Origin of the sequence: Streptococcus sp. HMSC076C09, from assembly GCF_001837905.1 — a bacterium.
GTDB classification, from domain to species: domain Bacteria; phylum Bacillota; class Bacilli; order Lactobacillales; family Streptococcaceae; genus Streptococcus; species Streptococcus parasanguinis_I.
This window is the reverse complement of record NZ_KV834649.1, coordinates 32,991-55,795: the sequence shown is the minus strand read 5'-3', so window position 1 is coordinate 55,795 and position 22,805 is coordinate 32,991. Positions and strand designations below refer to the sequence as shown.

General features: G+C 42.8%; 20 protein-coding genes and 3 tRNA genes. 21 read left to right on the top strand and 2 right to left on the bottom strand.

The window, feature by feature from the left end; all coding sequences use genetic code 11:
* The first annotated feature begins 396 nt into the window (after positions 1-396).
* From HMPREF2704_RS08835 to HMPREF2704_RS08800, 8 genes are all read left to right on the top strand, one after another.
* Positions 397-1,959, top strand: coding sequence for a 2-isopropylmalate synthase (locus tag HMPREF2704_RS08835; RefSeq protein WP_070846295.1), 1,563 nt, complete (start codon positions 397-399; stop codon positions 1,957-1,959).
* 12 nt (positions 1,960-1,971) lie between these two features.
* A complete protein-coding gene (gene leuB, locus HMPREF2704_RS08830; RefSeq protein ID WP_049474888.1) occupies positions 1,972-3,009 on the top strand; it encodes a 3-isopropylmalate dehydrogenase in 1,038 nt (345 codons plus the stop codon).
* A gap of 1 nt (position 3,010) precedes the next feature.
* Positions 3,011-3,289 (top strand): DUF1294 domain-containing protein, encoded by a 279-nt coding sequence (locus HMPREF2704_RS08825; protein WP_049474889.1) that lies wholly within the window; start codon positions 3,011-3,013, stop codon positions 3,287-3,289.
* A gap of 24 nt (positions 3,290-3,313) precedes the next feature.
* Positions 3,314-4,696, top strand: a complete 1,383-nt coding sequence (gene leuC / locus HMPREF2704_RS08820) for a 3-isopropylmalate dehydratase large subunit (protein ID WP_024055810.1) — start codon at positions 3,314-3,316, stop codon at positions 4,694-4,696.
* Between the two features lie 11 nt (positions 4,697-4,707).
* The gene (leuD, locus tag HMPREF2704_RS08815; RefSeq protein WP_070846293.1) at positions 4,708-5,298 is read left to right on the top strand and encodes a 3-isopropylmalate dehydratase small subunit; all 591 of its coding nucleotides are present in this window, start codon (positions 4,708-4,710) and stop codon (positions 5,296-5,298) included.
* 97 nt (positions 5,299-5,395) lie between these two features.
* Entirely contained in the window at positions 5,396-6,181 is a 786-nt protein-coding gene (locus HMPREF2704_RS08810) for an L-threonylcarbamoyladenylate synthase (protein ID WP_024055812.1), read from the top strand.
* Positions 6,182-6,278: 97 nt separating this feature from the next.
* On the top strand, positions 6,279-6,644 hold the full coding sequence (locus HMPREF2704_RS08805) for a hypothetical protein (RefSeq protein WP_024055813.1): 366 nt from the start codon (positions 6,279-6,281) through the stop codon (positions 6,642-6,644).
* A gap of 56 nt (positions 6,645-6,700) precedes the next feature.
* Positions 6,701-7,111 carry a hypothetical protein gene (locus HMPREF2704_RS08800; RefSeq protein WP_070846291.1) on the top strand — a complete coding sequence of 137 codons (411 nt, stop codon included), beginning with the start codon at positions 6,701-6,703 and terminating at the stop codon, positions 7,109-7,111.
* A gap of 60 nt (positions 7,112-7,171) precedes the next feature.
* Here the strand turns inward: HMPREF2704_RS08800 and plsY are convergent, their stop codons facing one another.
* Entirely contained in the window at positions 7,172-7,816 is a 645-nt protein-coding gene (plsY, locus tag HMPREF2704_RS08795; RefSeq protein WP_024055815.1) for a glycerol-3-phosphate 1-O-acyltransferase PlsY, read from the bottom strand.
* A gap of 187 nt (positions 7,817-8,003) precedes the next feature.
* Between plsY and parE the strand changes: the two genes are divergently transcribed.
* The 9 genes from parE to HMPREF2704_RS08750 all read left to right on the top strand — a co-directional run bounded on the left by parE (position 8,004) and on the right by HMPREF2704_RS08750 (position 17,043).
* Positions 8,004-9,953 (top strand): DNA topoisomerase IV subunit B, encoded by a 1,950-nt coding sequence (gene parE, locus HMPREF2704_RS08790; protein WP_070846289.1) that lies wholly within the window; start codon positions 8,004-8,006, stop codon positions 9,951-9,953.
* A 55-nt stretch (positions 9,954-10,008) separates the two neighbouring features.
* Entirely contained in the window at positions 10,009-10,827 is an 819-nt protein-coding gene (locus tag HMPREF2704_RS08785) for an aminoglycoside 6-adenylyltransferase (RefSeq protein ID WP_049486221.1), read from the top strand.
* A gap of 172 nt (positions 10,828-10,999) precedes the next feature.
* Positions 11,000-13,453 carry a DNA topoisomerase IV subunit A gene (gene parC, locus HMPREF2704_RS08780; RefSeq protein WP_070846287.1) on the top strand — a complete coding sequence of 818 codons (2,454 nt, stop codon included), beginning with the start codon at positions 11,000-11,002 and terminating at the stop codon, positions 13,451-13,453.
* A 175-nt stretch (positions 13,454-13,628) separates the two neighbouring features.
* Positions 13,629-14,651: a branched-chain amino acid aminotransferase gene (locus HMPREF2704_RS08775; RefSeq protein WP_070846285.1), complete on the top strand. Its 1,023-nt coding sequence runs from the start codon at positions 13,629-13,631 to the stop codon at positions 14,649-14,651.
* Positions 14,652-14,887: 236 nt separating this feature from the next.
* On the top strand, positions 14,888-15,118 hold the full coding sequence (locus tag HMPREF2704_RS08770) for a DUF2969 domain-containing protein (protein WP_031576999.1): 231 nt from the start codon (positions 14,888-14,890) through the stop codon (positions 15,116-15,118).
* A gap of 52 nt (positions 15,119-15,170) precedes the next feature.
* Positions 15,171-15,251: transfer RNA gene (locus HMPREF2704_RS08765), tRNA-Tyr, on the top strand.
* A gap of 49 nt (positions 15,252-15,300) precedes the next feature.
* Positions 15,301-15,372 (top strand) — tRNA-Gln (locus tag HMPREF2704_RS08760).
* A gap of 168 nt (positions 15,373-15,540) precedes the next feature.
* On the top strand, positions 15,541-16,740 hold the full coding sequence (rpsA, locus tag HMPREF2704_RS08755; protein ID WP_003011990.1) for a 30S ribosomal protein S1: 1,200 nt from the start codon (positions 15,541-15,543) through the stop codon (positions 16,738-16,740).
* A 231-nt stretch (positions 16,741-16,971) separates the two neighbouring features.
* A tRNA-Arg gene (locus HMPREF2704_RS08750) sits at positions 16,972-17,043 on the top strand.
* Positions 17,044-17,136: 93 nt separating this feature from the next.
* On the opposite strand, the gene HMPREF2704_RS08745 is transcribed toward HMPREF2704_RS08750, so the two are convergent.
* Positions 17,137-18,123 (bottom strand): L-lactate dehydrogenase, encoded by a 987-nt coding sequence (locus HMPREF2704_RS08745; RefSeq protein WP_003014794.1) that lies wholly within the window; start codon positions 18,121-18,123, stop codon positions 17,137-17,139.
* A 198-nt stretch (positions 18,124-18,321) separates the two neighbouring features.
* Here HMPREF2704_RS08745 and gyrA point away from each other — a divergent pair, with 198 nt between their 5' ends.
* The 4 genes from gyrA to radC all read left to right on the top strand — a co-directional run bounded on the left by gyrA (position 18,322) and on the right by radC (position 22,722).
* The gene (gyrA, locus tag HMPREF2704_RS08740; protein ID WP_070846283.1) at positions 18,322-20,778 is read left to right on the top strand and encodes a DNA gyrase subunit A; all 2,457 of its coding nucleotides are present in this window, start codon (positions 18,322-18,324) and stop codon (positions 20,776-20,778) included.
* A gap of 13 nt (positions 20,779-20,791) precedes the next feature.
* Positions 20,792-21,535 carry a class A sortase gene (locus HMPREF2704_RS08735; protein WP_014713268.1) on the top strand — a complete coding sequence of 248 codons (744 nt, stop codon included), beginning with the start codon at positions 20,792-20,794 and terminating at the stop codon, positions 21,533-21,535.
* Positions 21,536-21,705: 170 nt separating this feature from the next.
* Positions 21,706-21,984 (top strand): hypothetical protein, encoded by a 279-nt coding sequence (locus HMPREF2704_RS08730; RefSeq protein WP_003003299.1) that lies wholly within the window; start codon positions 21,706-21,708, stop codon positions 21,982-21,984.
* Between the two features lie 54 nt (positions 21,985-22,038).
* A complete protein-coding gene (gene radC / locus HMPREF2704_RS08725) occupies positions 22,039-22,722 on the top strand; it encodes a RadC family protein (RefSeq protein ID WP_070846282.1) in 684 nt (227 codons plus the stop codon).
* Positions 22,723-22,805 lie beyond the last annotated feature (83 nt).

The following is a 22,805-nucleotide window of genomic DNA, read 5'->3' as shown; positions in this document are numbered from 1 at the left end:
TTAAAAAATTTCCTTAGGTTCAATAATTCCGAGTGCTAGAAACAATAGTGTTTCTAGCACTATTCTCATGACGGAAAGTTTCTAAGATGACTTTATCCTCAATCTAACTAGAACTGAAAGCTTTATTTTGTTTCTATTCAAAAAATTCAGAATATTACAGAAAATTCTTGACATTGCTTTTTCCCTATGCTAAAATACTAAACAAGACATTGAACAAAGGAGAAAGTCAAACATGAAAACAGCTAAGTTTATTCAATTTGCTTTGTTGTTGAGGTATAAGGGCTAGTGCAGAAGCATTAGTCCTGTTTGGCTTACCAAGCGGGCAAAAACATCTCGCTTGGTTAACCGAGTGAGATGTTTTTCTTTATATCCACTACATAGAAATGAGGAGACCCTATGCGTAAAGTTGAATTTTTAGATACCAGCCTTCGGGATGGCGAACAGACTCCAGGAGTTAATTTCTCTATCAAAGAAAAAATTGCCATTGCTAAACAATTGGAAAAATGGGGCATTTCTGCTATTGAAGCAGGTTTTCCTGCAGCTAGTCCTGATTCCTTCACAGCTGTGCAAGAGACTGCCAAGGTCTTGACCAAGACAGCCGTGACAGGTTTGGCCCGTTCTGTCAAATCAGATATTGATGCTTGTTATGAAGCCTTGAAGGATGCTAAGTATCCACAAATTCACGTCTTTATCGCAACCAGTCCGATTCACCGGGAGTTTAAACTCAACAAGACAAAGGAAGAAATCCTTGAAACGATCAAAGAGCACGTTTCTTACGCTCGCTCAAAATTTGAGATTGTGGAATTCTCTCCCGAAGATGCGACCCGGACGGAATTGGATTTCCTCTTGCAAGTCGTACAGACTGCAGTCGATGCTGGTGCCAGCTATATCAACATTCCTGATACAGTCGGTTTTACGACACCAGCAGAGTACGGTGCCATTTTCAAATACTTGATTGACCATGTCAAGACAGACCGCGAGATTATCTATTCCCCTCATTGCCATGATGACCTAGGTATGGCCGTGGCGAATAGCCTCGCTGCTGTTAAAAATGGTGCCCGTCGTGTCGAAGGAACCATTAATGGAATCGGGGAGCGGGCCGGCAATGCGGCGCTTGAAGAAGTAGCAGTTGCTCTCAATATTCGCGAAGACTATTTTCAAGTGGAGAGTCCGATTGTCCTTAATGAAACCATCAACACTTCTGAGTTGGTCTCTCGTTACTCTGGTATTCCAATTCCTAAAAACAAGGCAGTTGTTGGTGGCAATGCCTTCTCACACGAGTCTGGAATCCACCAAGATGGGGTCCTTAAAAATCCTCTTACTTATGAAATCATCACCCCTGAGTTGGTGGGTGTTAAGAGCAACAGCCTTCCGCTTGGAAAATTGTCTGGTCGCCATGCCTTTGTCGAAAAACTGCATGAGTTGGGACTGGAATTTACAGAGGAAGACATCAAGCCATTGTTTGCTAAGTTCAAATCTCTGGCAGACAAGAAACACGAGATCACAGATGCCGATATCCGCGCCCTTGTTGCCGGTACAGCAGTGGAAAATCCAGAAGGATTCCAATTTAACGATCTCCGCTTAACCACCAATGCAGACGAAACGATTACAGCAGCAGTTAGCCTCAGCAATGAAGAAGGGGAAGTGCTTGAGTTCCTTGCCAATGGTCAAGGGTCGGTTGAAGCCATCTTTAATGCGATTGATAAATTCTTCAACCAAACCGTTCGCTTGACCTCTTACAATATCGATGCAGTGACAGATGGGATCGACGCTCAAGCCCGTGTCTTGGTATCGGTGGAAAATGTCGATACAGATACGATCTTCAATGCCTCTGGTTTGGACTTTGACGTATTAAAAGCCTCTGCCATTGCTTATATCAATGCCAATACGCTGGTTCAAAAAGAGAATGCGGGTGAAATGGGACGAACTGTCTCTTACCGGGATCTTCCACAAGCCTAAGAGGAAATGAACATGACAAAGAAAATTGTAACACTTGCAGGAGATGGGATTGGCCCTGAGATCATGGCAGCTGGACTAGAGGTTCTCGCAGCCGTTGCTCCCAAAATTGGCTTTGATTATAGTCTAGAAGACAAACCTTTTGGGGGTGCTGGGATTGATGCCGCTGGCCACCCACTTCCCCAAGATACTCTCGAAGCAGCTAAAGGAGCGGATGCTATTCTTCTCGCAGCCATCGGGAGTCCTGAGTATGACCATGCTCCTGTTCGTCCAGAACAAGGCCTGCTCGCTATTCGCAAGGAATTAAATCTCTTTGCCAATATTCGTCCTGTACGGATTTTTGACGCCTTAAAACATCTGTCTCCTTTGAAACCAGAGCGTATCGAGGGTGTCGACTTTGTAGTCGTGCGTGAATTGACAGGTGGGATTTACTTTGGAGAGCATATCTTGAAAGAAGATACAGCGCGCGATATCAATGATTACAGCGCAGAAGAAATCCGTCGGATTATGCGCCAAGCCTTCAAAATTGCGCAAGGACGTGGCAAGAAAGTGACCAGTATCGATAAGCAAAATGTCCTTGCAACATCTAAATTATGGCGCCAAGTAGCAGAAGAAGTTGCCAAAGAATTTCCAGATGTGACCTTAGAGCACCAGCTTGTCGATAGTGCAGCCATGATCATGATCACCAATCCAGCTCGCTTTGATGTCGTCGTAACAGAGAATTTATTTGGAGATATCTTATCTGACGAATCGAGCGTCCTTCCAGGAACACTAGGCGTGATGCCATCTGCTAGTCATTCTGACCAAGGGCCAAGTATGTACGAACCGATTCATGGTTCAGCACCTGATATTGCTGGTCAAGGCATTGCCAATCCGATCTCCATGATCCTGTCCGTTGCCATGATGCTCCGAGACAGTTTTGGAGAAACAGCAGGTGCAGAAATGATCGAAGAAGCTGTCAATCAAACCTTGAATCAAGGAATCTTAACGCGAGATCTAGGTGGTCAGGCTTCTACTGCTGAGATGACTGCAGCCATTATTGGGAATCTCTAAGATGACTTGGAGAGATCGCTGTTTAGTTCTTATTGCTATTTGGAATAGTATCGTATTTCTGACCTATGGTTTAGATAAACGAAAAGCTATCCAAAAGAGGTGGCGGATTCCTGAAAAGGTCCTGTTACTCGAGAGCTGGCTACTTGGTGGATTCGGAGCTCTACTAGGCGGATATCTCTTTCACCACAAGGTGCGGAAATGGTATTTTCAAGCTAGCTGGTGGGGCAGTAGCCTACTTTTAGCAGGTGCCCTCTTTCTAATCCTTCAATGGATTTCCTAACAAGAAGATAAAAGGAGAAAGACGATGAGTGGAAAATCAATCTTTGATAAACTTTGGGACCGCCATGTTATTACAGGAGTGGAAGGGCAACCCCAACTCATGTATGTGGACCAACACTACATCCACGAAGTGACGAGTCCGCAAGCCTTTCAAGGATTACGGGATGCAGGACGCAAGGTCCGACGACCCGATTTAACCTTTGGAACCTTTGATCACAATGTTCCAACGGTCAATATTTTTGATATTCGTGATGTGATTTCAAAAGCCCAGATTGATAAATTAGCTGAGAATGTGGTGGACTTTGGGATTGATCATGCTGCCCATGGTTCTGCTAAGCAAGGAATCGTTCATATGGTGGGCCCTGAAACCGGTCGGACACAGCCTGGAAAATTTATTGTCTGTGGAGACAGCCATACCGCAACCCACGGAGCCTTTGGTGCCATTGCCTTTGGGATTGGAACCAGTGAAGTGGAGCATGTCTTTGCCACCCAAACCATCTGGCAAGTCAAACCAAAGAAAATGTTGGTTGAATTCACCGGAACCCCACAAAAAGGGATCTATTCAAAGGATTACATCCTAGCTTTGATAGCGCGCTACGGTGTTGCTTGTGGAGTTGGCTATGTCGTAGAGTATCGGGGAGAAGCAATTGATCGCTTGACCATGGAAGAACGCATGACCATCTGTAACATGTCGATCGAGTTCGGGTCCAAAATGGGGATCATGAATCCAGATGAGACGACCTTTGACTACCTCCGGGGACGCGAATGTGTGCCAGATGATTTTGAGGCCGCAGTAGCTGATTGGAAGACTATAGTCAGTGATGACGATGCCGTTTATGATAAGGTCATCCGTATGGATGTATCTGATCTTGCTCCGATGGTGACTTGGGGGACCAATCCTTCTATGGGAGTGGACTTTGAGACTCCATTTCCAGAGATTCGGGACATGAATGATGAACGGGCTTATCATTATATGGATCTTGAACCTGGCCAAAAACCAGCAGACATTGAATTAGGCTATATCTTTATCGGTTCTTGTACCAATGCGCGTCTCAGCGATTTGGAGTTGGCAGCCAAGTTTGTGAAAGGCAAAAAAATTGCGCCAAACTTAACTGCTATTGTGGTACCTGGCTCTCGTCCAGTTAAGCAAGCCGCTGAAAAATTAGGCTTAGACAAGATCTTCATGGATGCGGGCTTTGAATGGCGTGATCCAGGATGCTCCATGTGTCTAGGAATGAACCCAGACAAGGTTCCAGATGGCGTCCACTGTGCTTCTACTAGCAACCGGAACTTTGAAGATCGTCAAGGATTTGGGGCTAAGACCCATCTCTGTAGCCCAGCAATGGCCGCTGCAGCAGCAATCGCTGGTCGCTTTGTCGATGTGCGCCAAATGCCAGAAGTCGAGTAAAAGGAGGAAGCATGGAGAAATTTACCAGTTATACGGGAACTACAGTTCCTTTGATGAACGATAATATTGATACTGACCAAATCCTCCCCAAGCAATTCTTAAAGTTAATTGATAAAAAAGGTTTTGGGAAATACCTCATGTATGCTTGGCGCTATTTGGATGACCAATATACTGAGGATCCAGATTTTATCTTTAACAAGCCAGAATACCGCAAGGCGACCATTTTGATCACTGGTGACAATTTTGGGGCTGGTTCCTCTCGGGAGCACGCGGCCTGGGCTTTAGCTGATTATGGCTTTAAAGTCGTTATCGCCGGATCCTTCGGAGATATCCATTACAATAATGAGCTCAATAATGGCATGCTTCCGATTGTCCAACCGCTAGAGGTTCGTCAAAAATTGGCAAGTTTGAAGCCGACAGATCCAGTGACAGTAGATTTGGAAGAGCAGAAGATCATCTCGCCTGTTGGAGAGTTTTGCTTTGAGATCGATCAAGATTGGAAGCACAAATTACTCAACGGTCTAGATGATATTGGGATTACCCTCCAATACGAGGACTTGATTGCTGCTTATGAGAAGAATCGGCCCGCCTATTGGCAATAAAAATTGTATAGTTAATTAAGAATTTTCAGAAAATACATTGAAGCTTTTTGGGAATTTTGATAGAATAGAAAAAAAGAAATAGAAGAGGACGAAATTTATGACAAAACACATTCAATGGGACGGAACACTTTCACAAGAAGGATTTGACATTCTTAAAGGAGAGGGTGGCTGTATCGTCTGCCCTACCAAAGTCGGCTATATCATCATGACTAGCGACAAAGCTGGCTTGGAACGGAAGTTTGAAGCCAAAGAACGTAACCGCAACAAACCAGGTGTCGTTCTTTGTGGAAGCATGGATGAACTCCGCGCCCTTGCGCAATTGAATCCTGAAATTGAAGCCTTCTACCAAAAACATTGGGATGAAGATATCTTGCTTGGTTGTATCCTTCCTTGGCGTGAAGATGCCTATGCAAAATTACAAGCCTTCGGAGATGGACGCGAAGAACTCATGACAGACGTTCATGGAACCAGCTGTTTTGTCATTAAATTTGGTAAAGCTGGTGAGCAAATCGCCAAAGAAATGTGGGAAAAAGAAGGCAAGATGGTTTACGCCTCTTCAGCCAACCCTTCAGGTAAAGGAAACCGCGGGAAGGTTGAAGGAATTGGTGAGCGAATCGAAAGTGCCGTGGACTTGGTCATCGAAGCTGACGATTATGTAGCCTCTATCCAACCAGACAAGACCATTGAAACTCGCTATGAACAAGGTGTGATGGTCTCTATGGTTGATGCCGAAGGAAAATTGATTCCAGAACAAGGAGCAGGTAGCCGTTCTGTCAATACTTGTCCAGTTGTGATTCGTAAAGGATTGGATATTGATAAGATCATGATGCACTTATCTGATCATTTCAACTCTTGGAACTACCGCCAAGGGGAATACTATTAAGAAACAAAAAAGCATTCCATTTGGGATGCTGTTTTTGTGAAAGGATAAAAGATGGTATAATAGAGGCAAAGGATGTTCCAATAGAAGAGGAGTTAGTATGGTCTCCAGAAAAGCGTTTATCGATAAAGCCAATAAGGAAGGTTTTTCCTTCAACATCCAGATCCCATGGTGGCAGTACAATAACTTCAAGTCATTGGTTCGAAGAAAAAGGCTCTCTGAGGAGCAACTCTATCAGATCTTTCTTTCACTTTGTAGAGAGGTAGAAGACCGGCAAATGCAGGTAGTAGAGGATAAGAGGAAGTATCAGACCGGATTTTATGTAGCCGCATGTAATGGCCGCGAGTTCCGTTTTGAGTTTGCTTTTAAAAAGAACCAAGAACTAAGAGTTTATAATTTATTTGAGTCTGTCAATGGTCGTAAGAAACTAACCTTGATGGATCTGCTTGATTACATAATGGATTGACTATGAATAGAAACAATAAGGGTTCATTACAGATTGATAAAAGAAAGAGTGGTTCTATGATTTCAAGAGATGGATTTTTAGAAAGAATCAATCAGGAGGGATTTTCATTTAGTATTGACATCCCGCGCAGAAATTTTTCGGATTTTAAATCATTGGTTCGGAGAAGAAGAATTTCAGAAGAAGACCTCTATCAGCTGTTTTATGACTATTGTCAGGAGCTGGAAAACTGTCTAAAAGAAGCGGGAGATAAGCGACGCTTGCTCTTCAATAAGTTTCCAGTTAGCCCCGTTCATGATAAATATAAAACGAAATTTGATACAGTGGCACCCAACGGTCGTGAGTTTCGCTTTGAGTTTGTCTTCAGTAACGACAATCGTTTAAAAGTTTATCATCTTATCGAAACGGTTAATGGTCGTAGGAAAAAAACTCCTATGGAAATACTGATGGACTTGGTTGACGACTTATAATGCGTATCTGTTCAAGAATAAAAATGTAGCCCAATAAAAAAAAAAACTAGAGCGCTTGCTCTAGTTTTTTGGTTGTTGATGGGTGATGTTCTTTCCCCAAGGGATGAGATTTTCTTTTTTCTCTTTGATCCGTTGGATATTATCCTTGTGACGAAGAATGATCAAGGTCGCTAAGGCCAAGACAATGACTGTAAAAAGTGGATCATAGTTGTGCAAGATCCATCCAGTCAAAGGGAGAAGGAGGACCGATAGAATTGCGAGTAGCGCAACGGTAACACTCGAAAACGAGATCATACTGGTTAAATACAGGCTGGCTACAAAATACACAGCTAAAATGAGTAGCAGGATAGGCGAGAAACCAAGTAAAACACCAGCACTCGTCGCCACTGCTTTTCCACCCTTGAATCCAGCAAAAATTGGGAAAGTGTGCCCCAAAACGGCTAAGAGACCAAAGACCATCGGCGAGATCCCCTGAATTCCAAAGAAAGTCGGAAGGAGAACGGCCAAAGTTCCTTTCAAGAAATCAATCGTAAAGACAATGACCCCAGCTTTCTTCCCTAAAATCCGAAAGGTATTGGTCGTTCCTGTATTGCCCGAGCCATGTTCCCGTAAATTAATATGGAAAAAGATTTTCCCAATCCATAATCCCGAAGGAATGGAGCCTAACAGATAGGCTAAAATTAAAACACTTATTTCTTTTATCATACTCTCATTATATCAAAAAGCCATCGATAGAAAAAGCAATTTCTGGAGTTCAAGTGTGACATCTGAAGAAAGTGTCAAGCCAGCTTTTTTTACTGAGATATAGAAATCTCCATATAAAGAGAAAAAATTTTGCAAAATTTCCTAAAAAACTGTAATATAGAAAAGATGAACAAACAGGAGGTTCCTTGTGGCAAAAAAGGAAATCAATATTAATAATTATAATGACGATGCCATTCAGGTACTAGAAGGGTTGGATGCGGTCCGTAAACGTCCAGGGATGTATATCGGATCGACCGACGGAAATGGCTTGCATCACCTGGTCTGGGAGATCGTGGATAATGCGGTCGATGAAGCCTTGTCTGGCTTTGGATCACAAATCGATGTAACGATTAATAAAGATGGTTCTCTATCGGTAGAAGACCAGGGACGTGGAATGCCGACCGGGATGCATGCTATGGGCAAACCAACCGTTGAGGTGATCTTTACGGTCCTCCACGCCGGAGGGAAGTTTGGCCAAGGAGGCTATAAGACATCTGGAGGTCTTCATGGAGTGGGATCTTCTGTCGTCAATGCCCTTTCTAGCTGGCTAGAGGTAGAAATTACGCGTGATGGAGCTGTCTACAAGCAACGTTTTGAAGATGGGGGAAAACCAGTTACGACCCTTGAAAAGATTGGCTCTGCTCCCAAGTCTAAGACAGGGACCAAGGTCACCTTCATGCCAGATCCAACCATCTTTTCAACGACGGATTTCAAATTCAATACCATTGCTGAGCGAATCAAAGAATCAGCCTTCTTGCTGAAGGACGTGACGCTGACGCTGACCGATCTCCGTAAGGAAGAAGACAACCATGTGGCCTTTCATTATGAAAATGGTGTCCAAGATTTCGTAGAGTACTTGAACGAAGACAAGGAAACTTTGACACCTGTTCTCTACTTTAGTGGCGAATCAGATGGTTTTCAGGTAGAAGTGGCCATGCAATACAATGATGGCTACTCAGATAATATCTTGTCCTTCGTTAATAATGTTCGCACTAAAGATGGGGGAACCCATGAGACGGGTCTGAAGACAGCCATTACCAAGGCTATGAACGACTATGCAAGAAAGACAGGGCTCCTCAAAGAAAAAGACAAGAATCTGGAAGGATCAGATTACCGTGAAGGTTTGTCTGCGGTTCTTTCAATCTTGGTTCCAGAAGCTCATTTGCAGTTTGAAGGACAAACCAAAGACAAATTAGGAAGTCCCTTGGCTCGTCCAGTAGTCGATAGCATTGTTTCTGATAAATTGACCTTCTTCCTGATGGAAAATGGAGAATTGGCTTCTAATCTCATTCGTAAGGCTATTAAAGCACGGGATGCGCGTGAGGCCGCTCGAAAAGCGCGGGATGAAAGCCGAAATGGCAAGAAGAGCAAAAAAGACAAAGGACTTTTATCTGGTAAATTGACACCAGCCCAGTCTAAAAATCCTAAGAAAAACGAACTCTATCTGGTCGAAGGAGACTCAGCCGGCGGTTCTGCCAAACAAGGACGGGATCGGAAGTTCCAAGCGATTCTTCCACTTCGTGGGAAGGTTCTTAATACTGAGAAGGCCAATATGAGTGATATCCTCAAAAACGAGGAAATCAACACCATGATCTACACCATTGGTGCTGGAGTTGGGGCAGATTTCTCAGTGGAAGATGCTAACTACGATAAGATCATTATCATGACCGATGCGGATACGGATGGAGCCCACATTCAAACCTTGCTCCTAACTTTCTTCTATCGCTATATGCGCCCTTTGGTAGAAGCAGGTCATGTCTACATTGCACTTCCTCCTCTTTATAAGATGTCGAAAGGCAAAGGTAAGAAAGAAGAAGTAGCCTATGCTTGGACTGATAGCGAATTAGAAGAGTTGCGTCGGACCTTTGGCCGTGGAGCAACCCTCCAACGTTACAAAGGGTTGGGGGAAATGAATGCGGATCAGCTTTGGGAAACCACCATGAATCCAGAAACTCGTACCTTGATCCGCGTCACCATTGATGATTTAGCGCGTGCAGAACGTCGTGTCTCCGTCCTTATGGGAGATAAGGCTGCACCACGTCGTCAATGGATTGAAGATAATGTTAAGTTTACCTTAGAAGAAAATACGGTATTTTAATTACTTTCTACTATAAATTAAATAAGCTGGGATGTAGAAATGGTAAGGAATCGACATGAGAAATGATACAGAAATGATGAATCTGATTTTGCAAATAGCTGATACTCTAGAAGTAGAAGCAATTGCTTTATCTGGATCACGAACGAATCCTCGGGCACCAAAAGATGAATTTCAGGACTACGATGTGGTCTATATAGTTGAAAATCTGAACAACTTGTTATCTGATTTATCTTTGCTAGACCAGTTTGGAATGCGTCTGATTGAACAGCACAATGTCCTTGGACACCGTCGTCTGTATCTCATGCTCTTTGAAGACGGCAACCGTATCGATTTGACCCTCTGTCCCAAGGAGTCTATCCAAGAGTGGGTGGACAGCGAAGCAAATTTTGAAGTTATAAAAGACGACAAAGGCTTGTTTGAAGCCTATCAGCCTAATTCCAAGCGCTATTGGACCGCTCCGCCTACTGAAGAGGAATTTGCAGCCTCCTGCAATGAATTTTGGTGGGTATCGGCTTATGTCGTCAAGGCCATTCGAAGAAATCAACTCATCTATGCGACTGATCACCTCTATGGCATTTGTCAGCAAGAACTCCTCAAGGTCTTAGCTTGGCAGGTGACAAGCGATAGGGGAGTAGTTGACATCGGAAAGAACTACAAGTACCTCTTCCAGTATCTTCCAGCTGAGCAAGAGAAGGAGTTCTCAGTTTTGCTTGATTTATCCAGTTTCGATAAAATCACTCAGTCTTTATTTGCTACCATGGGGCTATTCGATCGAGAAGCTCAAATTCTGGCCCAAAAGATGGGATTTACTTACGATAAGGAAGTGGCTGAGAAGATGATAGCTTATGCTAAAGAGAAACTTTCAAATCATTAATGAATCTATTTTAAACTAAAAAAAGGATCCTTTGGTTACTTGGTGTAACTGAATTCCTCTATATATAAAAGACTACTCAACATTCTTTGAAAGGAGTTGAACACGCCCTTAGTGCTGTGTAAAAAAGATAAATTTCTTATTTTCACTTTGTATTTTACGGGCTTTGTATCTTATGTCTAATATTCAAAATATGTCCTTGGAGGACATCATGGGGGAGCGCTTTGGTCGCTACTCCAAATACATTATTCAAGAACGGGCTCTTCCTGATATTCGGGATGGCTTGAAACCTGTTCAACGGCGGATTCTTTATTCTATGAATAAGGATGGCAATACCCATGACAAGGGCTACCGCAAGTCTGCCAAGTCTGTCGGAAATATCATGGGGAATTTCCACCCTCACGGGGACATTTCCATCTACGATGCCATGGTCCGCATGTCTCAGGACTGGAAGAACCGTGAGATTTTAGTTGAAATGCACGGAAACAATGGTTCCATGGACGGTGATCCACCAGCAGCCATGCGTTATACCGAGGCGCGTTTATCTGAAATTGCAGGATATCTCCTGCAAGATATCGAAAAGAACACAGTACCATTTGCCTGGAACTTTGACGATACAGAAAAAGAGCCAACTGTTTTGCCTGCAGCCTTTCCAAACCTCTTGGTCAATGGAGCTACAGGGATTTCAGCTGGTTACGCGACTGATATTCCGCCACACAACCTTGCAGAAGTCATCGATGCCGTGGTCTACATGATCGACCATCCATCTGCCAAGGTAGACAAGCTCATGGAGTTTCTACCTGGACCTGATTTCCCAACGGGTGCCATTATCCAAGGGCGAGACGAGATCAAGAAAGCCTATGAAACAGGTAAGGGACGGGTGGTTGTCCGCTCTAAGACAGAAATCGAGCAACTCAAAGGTGGTAAGCAGCAAATCGTGGTTACCGAAATTCCTTATGAGATCAACAAGGCTGTTTTGGTCAAGAAGATCGATGATGTTCGTGTCAACAACAAGGTTGCCGGTATCGCTGAGGTTCGAGATGAGTCTGACCGAGATGGGCTTCGCATTGCCATTGAGTTGAAGAAAGATACCAATGCAGATTTGATCTTGAACTACTTGTTCAAGTATACAGACTTGCAGGTCAACTACAACTTCAATATGGTGGCAATTGACAACTATACCCCCCGTCAAGTGGGGATTGTGCCAATCCTGTCTAGCTACATTGCTCACCGTCGGGATATCATTGTCGCTCGCTCGCGCTTTGACAAGGAAAAAGCCGAACGACGCCTCCATATCGTAGAGGGCTTGATCCGCGTCATTTCTATCCTCGATGAAGTGATTGCCTTGATCCGAGTTTCTGATAACAAGGCAGATGCTAAGGAAAACCTCAAGGTTAGCTATGATTTCACGGAAGAACAAGCAGAAGCTATCGTCACCTTGCAATTGTACCGCTTGACCAATACAGATATCGTCACCTTGGAAGAAGAGCATGCCAGTCTCAAAGAGCAAATCGCGACCTTGGCAGCCATCATTGGGGATGAACGGACTATGTTTAACCTCATGAAGAAGGAATTGCGTGAAGTCAAGAAACTCTTTGGCAATCCGCGGCGTAGTGAGTTGCAAGACACTGCTAAAACGATTGAGATCGATACAGCTAGTCTGATCGTTGAAGAGGAAACCTTCGTCAGCGTGACCCGTGCGGGTTACATTAAACGGACCTCTCCTCGTTCCTTCAATGCGTCGACAGTGGAAGAAGTCGGTAAGCGGGACGACGATGAATTGATTTTTGTAGAGCCTGCTAAGACCACTCAGCATCTCTTACTCTTTACCAACTTGGGGAATGCCATTTATCGACCAATTCATGAATTGACAGATACCAAGTGGAAGGATATCGGCGAGCACCTCAGTCAGACCTTGACCAATTTCGAGCAAGAGGAAGAAATTCTCTTTGCGGAGATTGTGGATCAGTTTGAGGGAGTAACCTATTTTGCAGCAACTCAACAAGGACAAATCAAGCGCTTTGAACGCAAGGAATTAAGCCCATGGCGGACTTATCGTTCTAAATCGACTAAGTATGCTAAGCTAAAAGACCAAGACGACCGTATCGTAGCAGTTGCGCCAGTTGTTCTTGAAGACATCATGATTATTACCAAAAATGGGTATGGGTTGCGCTTCAATGTTGAGGAGGTCCCTGTCGTAGGAGCCAAAGCAGCAGGGGTCAAAGCCATTAACCTCAAAGACGGAGATCAAGTTGCTGCCGCCTTTAAGTCGACAACTCCAAGCATGTACATTTTGACTCAACGAGGCAGTCTCAAACGGATGTTACAAGACGATATTCCTGTGACCAGTCGGGCTAAACGGGGACTACAGGTCTTGCGTGAGTTGAAAAATAAACCACACCGCGTCTTCAAGGCAGGTCCAGTCTTCACTGACCAGGGAGATTTTGATCTCTTTACGAGCCAAGAAGAAGTGGCAGAGCAAGATCAAATTCTTCAGATCACTTCCACAACAGGTCAGGTGACAGAAATTGATTTGACACAATTAAGCATTTCTGAAAGAACAAGCAATGGATCCTTTGTCAACGATACCATTTTGGATCAAGAAGTTTTTTCAGCTACTATCAAATAAAAGAAAGCGTCGGTCCATTCTAGGACTGACTTTCTTTAAAAATAAATTTTCTGAAAATTGAAAATTTCGCTTGAAATTCTCATGAAATGGTGTACAATAGTGTACATAGATTGAGAAACTGAATCGACCTGCATCAGATCGACTAGGAATAGAAAGAATTAAAAGGAGCACTATCATGACAGTATCACTTGATTGGGAAAACCTTGGCTTTTCATATATGAATTTACCTTATCGCTATTTGGCACATTATCGCAATGGAGCTTGGGAAAAAGGGGAATTGACAGAAGATGCGACCTTGCATTTGTCCGAATCCTCTCCAAGTTTGCATTACGGTCAGCAAGCCTTTGAAGGGTTGAAAGCCTACCGTACAAAAGATGGAAGCGTCCAATTGTTCCGTCCAGATCAAAATGCCAAACGTTTGCAACGTACAGCAGATCGTTTGTTGATGCCTCAAGTTCCAACAGATATGTTTGTAGATGCTTGTAAGGCAGTGGTAAAAACCAATGAAGAGTACGTTCCACCATATGGTACTGGTGCAACACTTTATCTTCGTCCACTTTTGATTGGGGTTGGTGATATTATTGGTGTGCATCCAGCAGATGAGTATATCTTTACCATCTTTGCCATGCCTGTCGGTAACTACTTTAAAGGTGGTTTGGTTCCAACGAACTTCTTGATTCAAGATGAGTATGACCGTGCTGCACCACATGGTACAGGGGCTGCAAAAGTTGGTGGGAACTACGCAGCGAGTATGTTGCCAGGTAAGATTGCGCATGATCGTAACTTCTCTGACGTGATTTACCTTGATCCAGCGACGCACACCAAGATTGAAGAAGTTGGTTCTGCAAACTTCTTTGGTATCACTGCTAATAAAGAATTTGTGACCCCATTGAGTCCTTCTATCTTGCCATCGATCACCAAGTACTCTTTACTTTATTTGGCAGAACACCGTCTTGGTATGACACCAATTGAAGGGGATGTCTTTATCAATGATTTGGATCGCTTTGTAGAAGCAGGAGCTTGTGGTACCGCAGCTGTCATCTCTCCAATCGGAGGCGTTCAACACGGAGATGACTTCCATGTCTTCTATTCTGAAACAGAGGTAGGTCCTGTCACACGGAAACTCTATGACGAGTTGACCGGTATCCAATTTGGCGATGTCGAAGCGCCAGAAGGATGGATTGTCAAAGTCAATTAAAACGAAAGCATCTGAGACAAAAGTGTCCAAGCTTCAATGAGAACGAGTCTTAACGAAAGAACACAGCAGCTAATGTTTCTCTTCATTCGCTTTTAGGCTCAAAAGAGTGCCGAATGACCTTTTCGGGGGTGGGATAAAGAAGGAATTTCTAACTAAATTCTTTCTGACCCACTCCCTTTTCTCTTGCGTCATCAAGAGAATTTTTGTAAAATAGAAAAAGTGAAAAGAGGGTTGAAATGAGTAAAAAAGATAAGAAAATTGAGATTCAAATCGTTGATAGTAAAGTAATCGTCGGAAAAGACACTTTTGATGGGTTCACTTTGTCCATCGGTAAGAAAACGATTGGTGAAATTGCAGACATGGCAGGTCAATTTGCCATTATCAAAAATGGAAATGTGGATTCACTTTACAAAAAGCTTGAAAAAGCCGTTGAAATTTTAATAGAAAATTATAATTTGAATAAATAAGGGCTTGCAATCATAGTAAATCAATGGTATAATAGATCCTGTTGATTTATATGGAGAGATAGCGAAGAGGCTAAACGCGGCGGACTGTAAATCCGCTCCTTCGGGTTCGGGGGTTCGAATCCCTCTCTCTCCATTAGCGTTCATTGTGACGATGATAAAGTGACAGATGTCAGCGCTCTTTTTGGGGTATAGCCAAGCGGTAAGGCAAGGGACTTTGACTCCCTCATGCGTTGGTTCGAATCCAGCTACCCCAGTTCTTAGGTAATATCAGATAAGTGATAAAATATCTATCCAGGTATTTTATTTCTTTATAGGATGAGTCGTTAAAGATTGTAGTTGATCTCATTGCGAGTGCTTGCTTAGGAAAAATAATTATAAGTATGTCAAGTTTTAGAAAACTTGATTGTTGGAGGATTTTTTAGATGAATGAATTTGAAGATTTGCTAAACAGTGTTAGCCAAGTTGAACCAGGTGACGTTGTTACTGCTGAAGTATTGACAGTTGACGCGAACCAAGCTAACGTTGCAATCTCTGGAACTGGTGTCGAAGGTGTCTTGACTCTTCGCGAATTGACAAACGATCGTGATGCTGATATCAACGACTTGGTAAAACCAGGTGAAACACTTGAATTGCTTGTTCTTCGTCAAGTAGTTGGGAAAGATACTGATACAGTAACTTACCTTGTATCTAAAAAACGTTTGGAAGCTCGCAAAGCATGGGACAAATTGGTCGGACGTGAAGAAGAAGTTGTTACTGTTAAAGGAACTCGCGCTGTTAAGGGCGGACTTTCAGTAGAATTTGAAGGACTTCGTGGATTTATTCCAGCTTCAATGCTTGATACTCGTTTTGTACGTAACACTGAACGTTTCGTAGGTCAAGAATTTGATGCTAAAATCAAAGAAGTAGATCCGAAAGAAAACCGCTTCATCCTTTCTCGTCGTGAAGTTGTTGAAGCTGAATCAGCTGCAGCACGCGCAGAAGTATTTGGTAAATTGAACGTTGGTGACGTTGTAACTGGTAAAGTTGCACGTATCACAAGCTTCGGTGCTTTCATCGACCTTGGTGGTGTTGATGGATTGGTTCACTTGACAGAATTGTCACACGAACGCAACGTATCACCTAAATCAGTAGTAACTGTCGGTGAAGAAATCCAAGTGAAAGTTCTTGACTTGAACGAAGAAGAAGGTCGTGTATCACTTTCATTGAAAGCTACAACACCTGGACCTTGGGATGGCGTAGAACAAAAATTGGCTGCTGGTGATGTTATCGAAGGAACTGTTAAACGTTTGACTGACTTCGGTGCATTCGTTGAAGTATTGCCAGGTATCGACGGACTTGTACACATCTCACAAATTTCACACAAACGTGTTGAAAATCCAAAAGATGTTCTTAAAGTTGGACAAGAAGTAACTGTTAAAGTTCTTGAAGTAAATGCTGCAGATGAACGTGTATCACTTTCTATCAAAGCTCTTGAAGAACGTCCAGCTCAAGAAGAAGGCGAAAAACAAGAAAAACGTCAATCTCGCCCACGTCGTCCAAAACAAGAAAAACGTGACTTTGATCTTCCAGAAACTCAAACTGGATTCTCAATGGCTGACTTGTTTGGCGATATCGAATTGTAATATTTAAAAGAGGCTGGGACAAAAATCCTAGCCTCTCAATTGTTTTTGGATTGTCGAGCAAGACGCAGGGGTTGAGTGGGCTCTACTACGCTGATCTCATCAGCTTTTACAGCCCTACTCAACTGTGCGGAGGTGGGACGACGAAATCGAATTCTAACGAATTACCGATTTCTGTCCCACTCTCTTTTTTACTTGTAAAATTCTCAAGAATTTGATATACTATAACAGTTGCCACCCTTAGTGTAATGGATATCACGTAAGATTCCGGTTCTTGAGATGGGGGTTCGATTCCCTCAGGGTGGAAAGAAGAAAAGGTTGAGAAGTCTCTCAGCCTTTTTATCTTATGTTCATAGCTCAAAAAAAGACTCTCAAATTTGAGAGTCTTTTTTAATTGAATTAGTTGATAGATGCTTCTTGGAATTCAGGGTTTTTCCATGCTTCATCAATGATTGCTTGCAATTCATCAGCAGAAGCTTTCATTTTTTGTTGTTCCGCATCGTTCAATGGGATGTTCACTGGACGAACAATACCGTGTGCACCTACGATAGCAGGTTGACCGATAAAGACGTTGCTAACACCATATTGACCTTCTTGGAATACAGAAAGTGGAAGTACTGCATTTTCATCATCAAGGATTGCTTTAGTGATACGAGCAAGGGCAACAGCGATACCGTAGTATGTAGCTCCTTTTTTGTTGATGATAGTGTAAGCAGCGTCACGAACACCTTCGAACAATTCAATCAATTCAGTTTCTTGAACGTTTTGAGTGTCTTTAAGGAATTCTTCAAGGTTTACACCAGCGATGTTAGCGTGTGACCATACTGCGAATTCTGAGTCGCCGTGTTCACCCATGATGTAGGCGTGTACTGAACGAGCGTCCACATCCAATTTTTCAGCCAAAGCTTGACGGAAACGAGCTGAGTCAAGAGAAGTACCTGATCCGATAACACGTTCTTTAGGGAATCCAGAGAATTTCCATGTAGAGTATGTCAATACGTCAACTGGGTTAGCAGCTACAAGGAAGATACCGTTAAATCCAGATTTCACTACTTCTGTAACGATTGATTTGTTGATCGCAAGGTTTTTACCAACAAGGTCAAGGCGAGTTTCACCTGGTTTTTGAGGAGCACCTGCAGTAATCACAACAAGGTCAGCGTCTGCACAGTCAGCGTACTCAGCCGCATAAATCTTCTTAGGTGAAGTGAAGGCAAGGGCGTGGCTAAGGTCAAGCGCATCTCCGACTGCTTTTTCGTGCAATTGAGGAATTTCGATAATTCCAAGCTCTTGTGCAATTCCTTGGTTGACAAGTGCAAAAGCATAAGATGAACCTACGGCACCGTCACCGACAAGGATAACTTTTTTGTGTTGTTTAGTCAAATTCATGAGTCTAAACGTCTCCTTCATATTTTTTTGAGATAGATTCTCATACGTTTTCATTCTACCACTTTTGAAAGTCTTTGTCATCTAATACAGTATGAAACAGCGATGTAAACGTTTTTATGTTTGTGTTCCTAAGAAGAAAAAAAGGCTAAAATGTGTTATAATAGTATGGTGAATTAAGTAAAGAGAGGCATTTTTTGAATGCAGGATAAGAATCTAATTGATGTGAATTTAACATCAGAAATGAAGACGAGTTTTATCGATTATGCCATGAGTGTTATCGTTGCTCGTGCCCTCCCTGATGTTCGTGATGGTTTGAAACCTGTTCACCGTCGTATTTTGTACGGAATGAATGAATTGGGTGTTACCCCAGATAAACCACACAAGAAATCAGCCCGTATTACAGGGGATGTTATGGGTAAATACCACCCACACGGAGATTACTCTATTTATGAAGCCATGGTTCGGATGGCGCAATGGTGGAGTTATCGCTACATGTTAGTGGATGGTCATGGAAACTTTGGTTCTATGGACGGTGATGGCGCCGCTGCACAACGGTATACAGAAGCCCGTATGAGTAAGATTGCTCTTGAAATGTTGCGGGATATCAATAAAAATACAGTAGATTTCGCAGATAACTATGATGCCAGCGAGCGCGAACCTTTGGTCTTACCTGCACGTTTCCCTAACCTTCTCGTCAATGGTGCTACTGGTATTGCCGTTGGGATGGCAACCAATATTCCTCCTCACAATTTGGGAGAAACCATTGATGCAGTGAAGCTGATGATGGATAATCCTGAGGTAACGACCCGTGAACTTATGGAAGTTCTTCCTGGTCCAGATTTTCCGACAGGTGCTTTGGTCATGGGGAAATCAGGTATCCACAAAGCCTATGAAACAGGAAAAGGCTCAATTGTTCTTCGTTCTCGTACAGAAATTGAAGTAACTAAGAGTGGCCGTGAACGGATTGTTGTCACTGAGTTCCCTTATATGGTCAATAAAACCAAGGTTCACGAGCACATCGTTCGCTTGGTGCAAGAAAAACGGATCGAAGGGATTACAGCTGTACGTGATGAATCAAACCGTGAAGGGGTTCGTTTTGTGATTGAGGTCCGCCGAGATGCTTCGGCTAACGTTATTTTGAACAACCTCTTTAAGATGACACAAATGCAAACCAATTTTGGATTCAATATGTTGGCGATCCAAAATGGAGTTCCAAAGATTCTTTCTCTTCGCCAAATTTTAGGTGCTTATATTGAGCACCAGAAAGAAGTGGTGACTCGACGGACCATCTTTGATAAAGAAAAAGCGGAAGCACGTGCCCATATCTTAGAAGGTTTGCTCATTGCCTTGGATCACATCGATGAAGTGATACGGATTATCCGCAATAGCCAGACAGACGCTGAAGCACAAGCTGAATTGATGGCTAAATTCAAGCTTTCTGAACGTCAAAGCCAAGCTATTTTGGACATGCGTCTTCGTCGTTTGACCGGTTTGGAACGAGACAAGATCCAAAGTGAATACGATGATTTGGTTGCCTTGATTGCTGATTTGGCTGATATTTTGGCGAAACCAGAACGTGTGGCTACCATCATCAAGGAAGAATTGGAAGAAGTCAAACGCAAGTTTGGCGATGCTCGCCGAACTGAGTTGATGATCGGAGAAGTCCTTTCTCTTGAAGATGAGGACTTGATCGAAGAAACAGATGTCTTGATCACCCTTTCTAATAAAGGTTACATCAAACGTTTGGACCAAGCAGAATTCACTGCTCAAAAACGTGGTGGACGTGGGGTTCAAGGAACTGGTGTCAAAGATGATGATTTTGTCCGTGAACTAGTATCTACGAGCACTCATGATCATTTGCTCTTCTTTACCAATAAGGGGCGTGTCTATCGTCTGAAAGGTTATGAGATTCCAGAATATGGCCGGACAGCCAAAGGATTGCCAATCGTCAACCTCTTAAAATTGGACGAAGGTGAATCGATTCAAACCATTATTAATGTGGAGCAAGATCGCAGTGACGAAGCCTATCTTTTCTTTACGACGCGACAAGGTTTGGTCAAGAGGACCAATGTAGCTGAATTTTCAAATATTCGTCAGAACGGTCTCAAAGCTTTGAATCTGCGTGATGAGGATGAATTGATCAATGTCTTTCTTACAGACGGCAATACTGACGTCATTATCGGTACCAAGTATGGTTATTCTGTCCGCTTTAATGAGGCTGTAGTCCGGAATATGGGTCGTTCTGCCACAGGTGTACGTGGTGTGAATCTCCGTGAAGGAGACAAGGTTGTTGGGGCTAGTGTCGTTACGGACCAAGATGAAGTATTGATCATCACGGAAAAAGGATATGGTAAGCGGACATTGGCTAGCGAATACCCAACAAAAGGCCGTGGTGGTAAAGGTATCAAAACCGCCAATATTACAGAGAAAAATGGTCCCTTAGCTGGTCTTTTAACCGTTAAAGGGGATGAAGATCTGATGATCATTACCGATACCGGAGTCATGATCCGCACAAGTGTTGGTAATATCTCTCAAACGGGTCGTTCAACTCAGGGTGTGAAAGTCATGAGACTGGATCAGGATGCGAAAATTGTGACCTTTACAACAGTCCAGCCCGATGAAAAAGATGAAGAAGTAGTGGAAGAAAACGAATAGATAAGGGGACAGCATGTCACGCAAAAGAAAAAAGAAAAAGAGTTTACGCAATACTCTTATCAACATCGTTGCAACACTTTTGATTATTCTCTCGCTTCTCTTGATTTTCAATGCTCCGATCCGAAACATGATTATGGTTTGGCATACCAACCAATATCAGGTTAGCAAGGTCGATAAAAAAACCATTGACAAGAATAAAGAAGTGAAGACGAGCTTTGATTTCCAACATGTCCAGTCACTCTCGACGGAAGCCGTCATCAATGCCCAATGGCAAGCTCAAAAGCTACCAGTAATTGGGGGGATTTCGATTCCTGAATTAAACATGAACCTTCCGATCTTTAAGGGGCTTGAAAATGTAGCCCTCTACTACGGAGCAGGGACCATGAAGGAAAACCAAGTCATGGGGCAAGGCAATTATTCTCTTGCTAGTCACCATGTATTTGGCCTAACTGGAGCAAATGCCATGTTATTCTCACCATTAGAGAAAGCCAAGGCGGGAATGAAGATCTACATCACGGACAAAGAAAAAATCTATACTTATGTCATCTCGTCAGTTGAGACAGTGACTCCAGATCGTGTAGATGTCATTCAAGATCGTGAAGGCGTTAATGAGATCACTTTAGTGACCTGTGAGGATGCTGCAGCGACTTACCGTACGATTGTAAAAGGAAATTTGGAAACCTCTGTTGACTATGACAAGGCTCCAAAAGACATCCTGGATTCATTCAGCAAGTCTTATAATCAAATGCAACTTTAAGAAAATAAAGCCCGAGACAGAAATGTCTGGGCCTTTTCTATGTAGGAGGCTGGGAGAAATTCTTGTAAAATTGTAAGAGATTGGTAATATAATGTAAGGAACTTGTCATAATATTAAGGGAAAATCAGTATATAATAAGAGGAGAAAGAGTATGATAAGGAGGTAGAATAGTGACGAAAGAGCGAATTTATCATCTCTTGCATCATTTCTACAATCTCTTAGTAAATGATTTTCCACGAAATGGTTTAATTACGAAAGGAATCTACGAAGTAGAGCAGGTCTACCAAGCTTTAGAGGCCATACCTCAGAGCCAGGAGTACTTGATTCGCTGTGAAATTCAACAGTTTTTAAAGGAGCTTGAACAAGTTCAAACAGGTTACCAGATCCGCTTTAATAAAGATGAAGTCTTAGTGTTAGATGATTTGAAGCAGGAAATCGCCTGTAAATAATGAAAGGTTGTCGTTTTCTCCATTTATTACGAATTAATAAGTGAGGAGGAAATTATGTACGACATATCATTTATTGAACCATCTTTGCTTCCTAGAGAACGTTTGGTTTCTGAAGGGGTGGATAAGCTGAGTCATCAAGAATTGTTATCCATTCTCTTACGGACAGGCAATAAGCAAAAAAGCGTTTATGAGATTGCACAAGGGCTTTTGAGTTCGGTTAATAGTTTAAAGGAGTTAAGTCAATTAACCCTAGAGGAGCTACAGGAAATCTCTGGCATTGGCCGGGTGAAGGCCATCGAACTTCAGGCTGTGATTGAGTTTGGACGAAGGATTCATAAAGATGAATTAATGAGTTCTGAACAGATCATGAGCAGTCAGAAATTGGCCCATAAAATTCAACAGGAAATCGGCCATAAGAAACAGGAACACCTGGTTGCCCTCTATTTAAATACGCAGAATGAAATTATCCATCAACAGACCATTTTTATTGGAACGGTGAATCGAAGTATTGCGGAGCCGCGTGAAATCCTGCATTATGCACTGAAGCACATGGCAACCTCTATCATCTTGGCTCACAATCATCCATCTGGTGCCGTATTTCCCAGTAAAAATGATGATGAAGTAACGCAACGAGTTTTAGAGGCCTGTGAAGTGATGGGCTTAACCCTATTGGATCACTTGATTGTATCTGAAGAAAACTATTATAGTTACCGAGAAGAAACTGATTATTTGGTATAAAAAAGAGAGTGGGACAGAAATCAGTAATTCGTTAGAATTCGATTTCGTAGTCCCACCTCCGCACAGTTGAGTAGGGCTGTAAA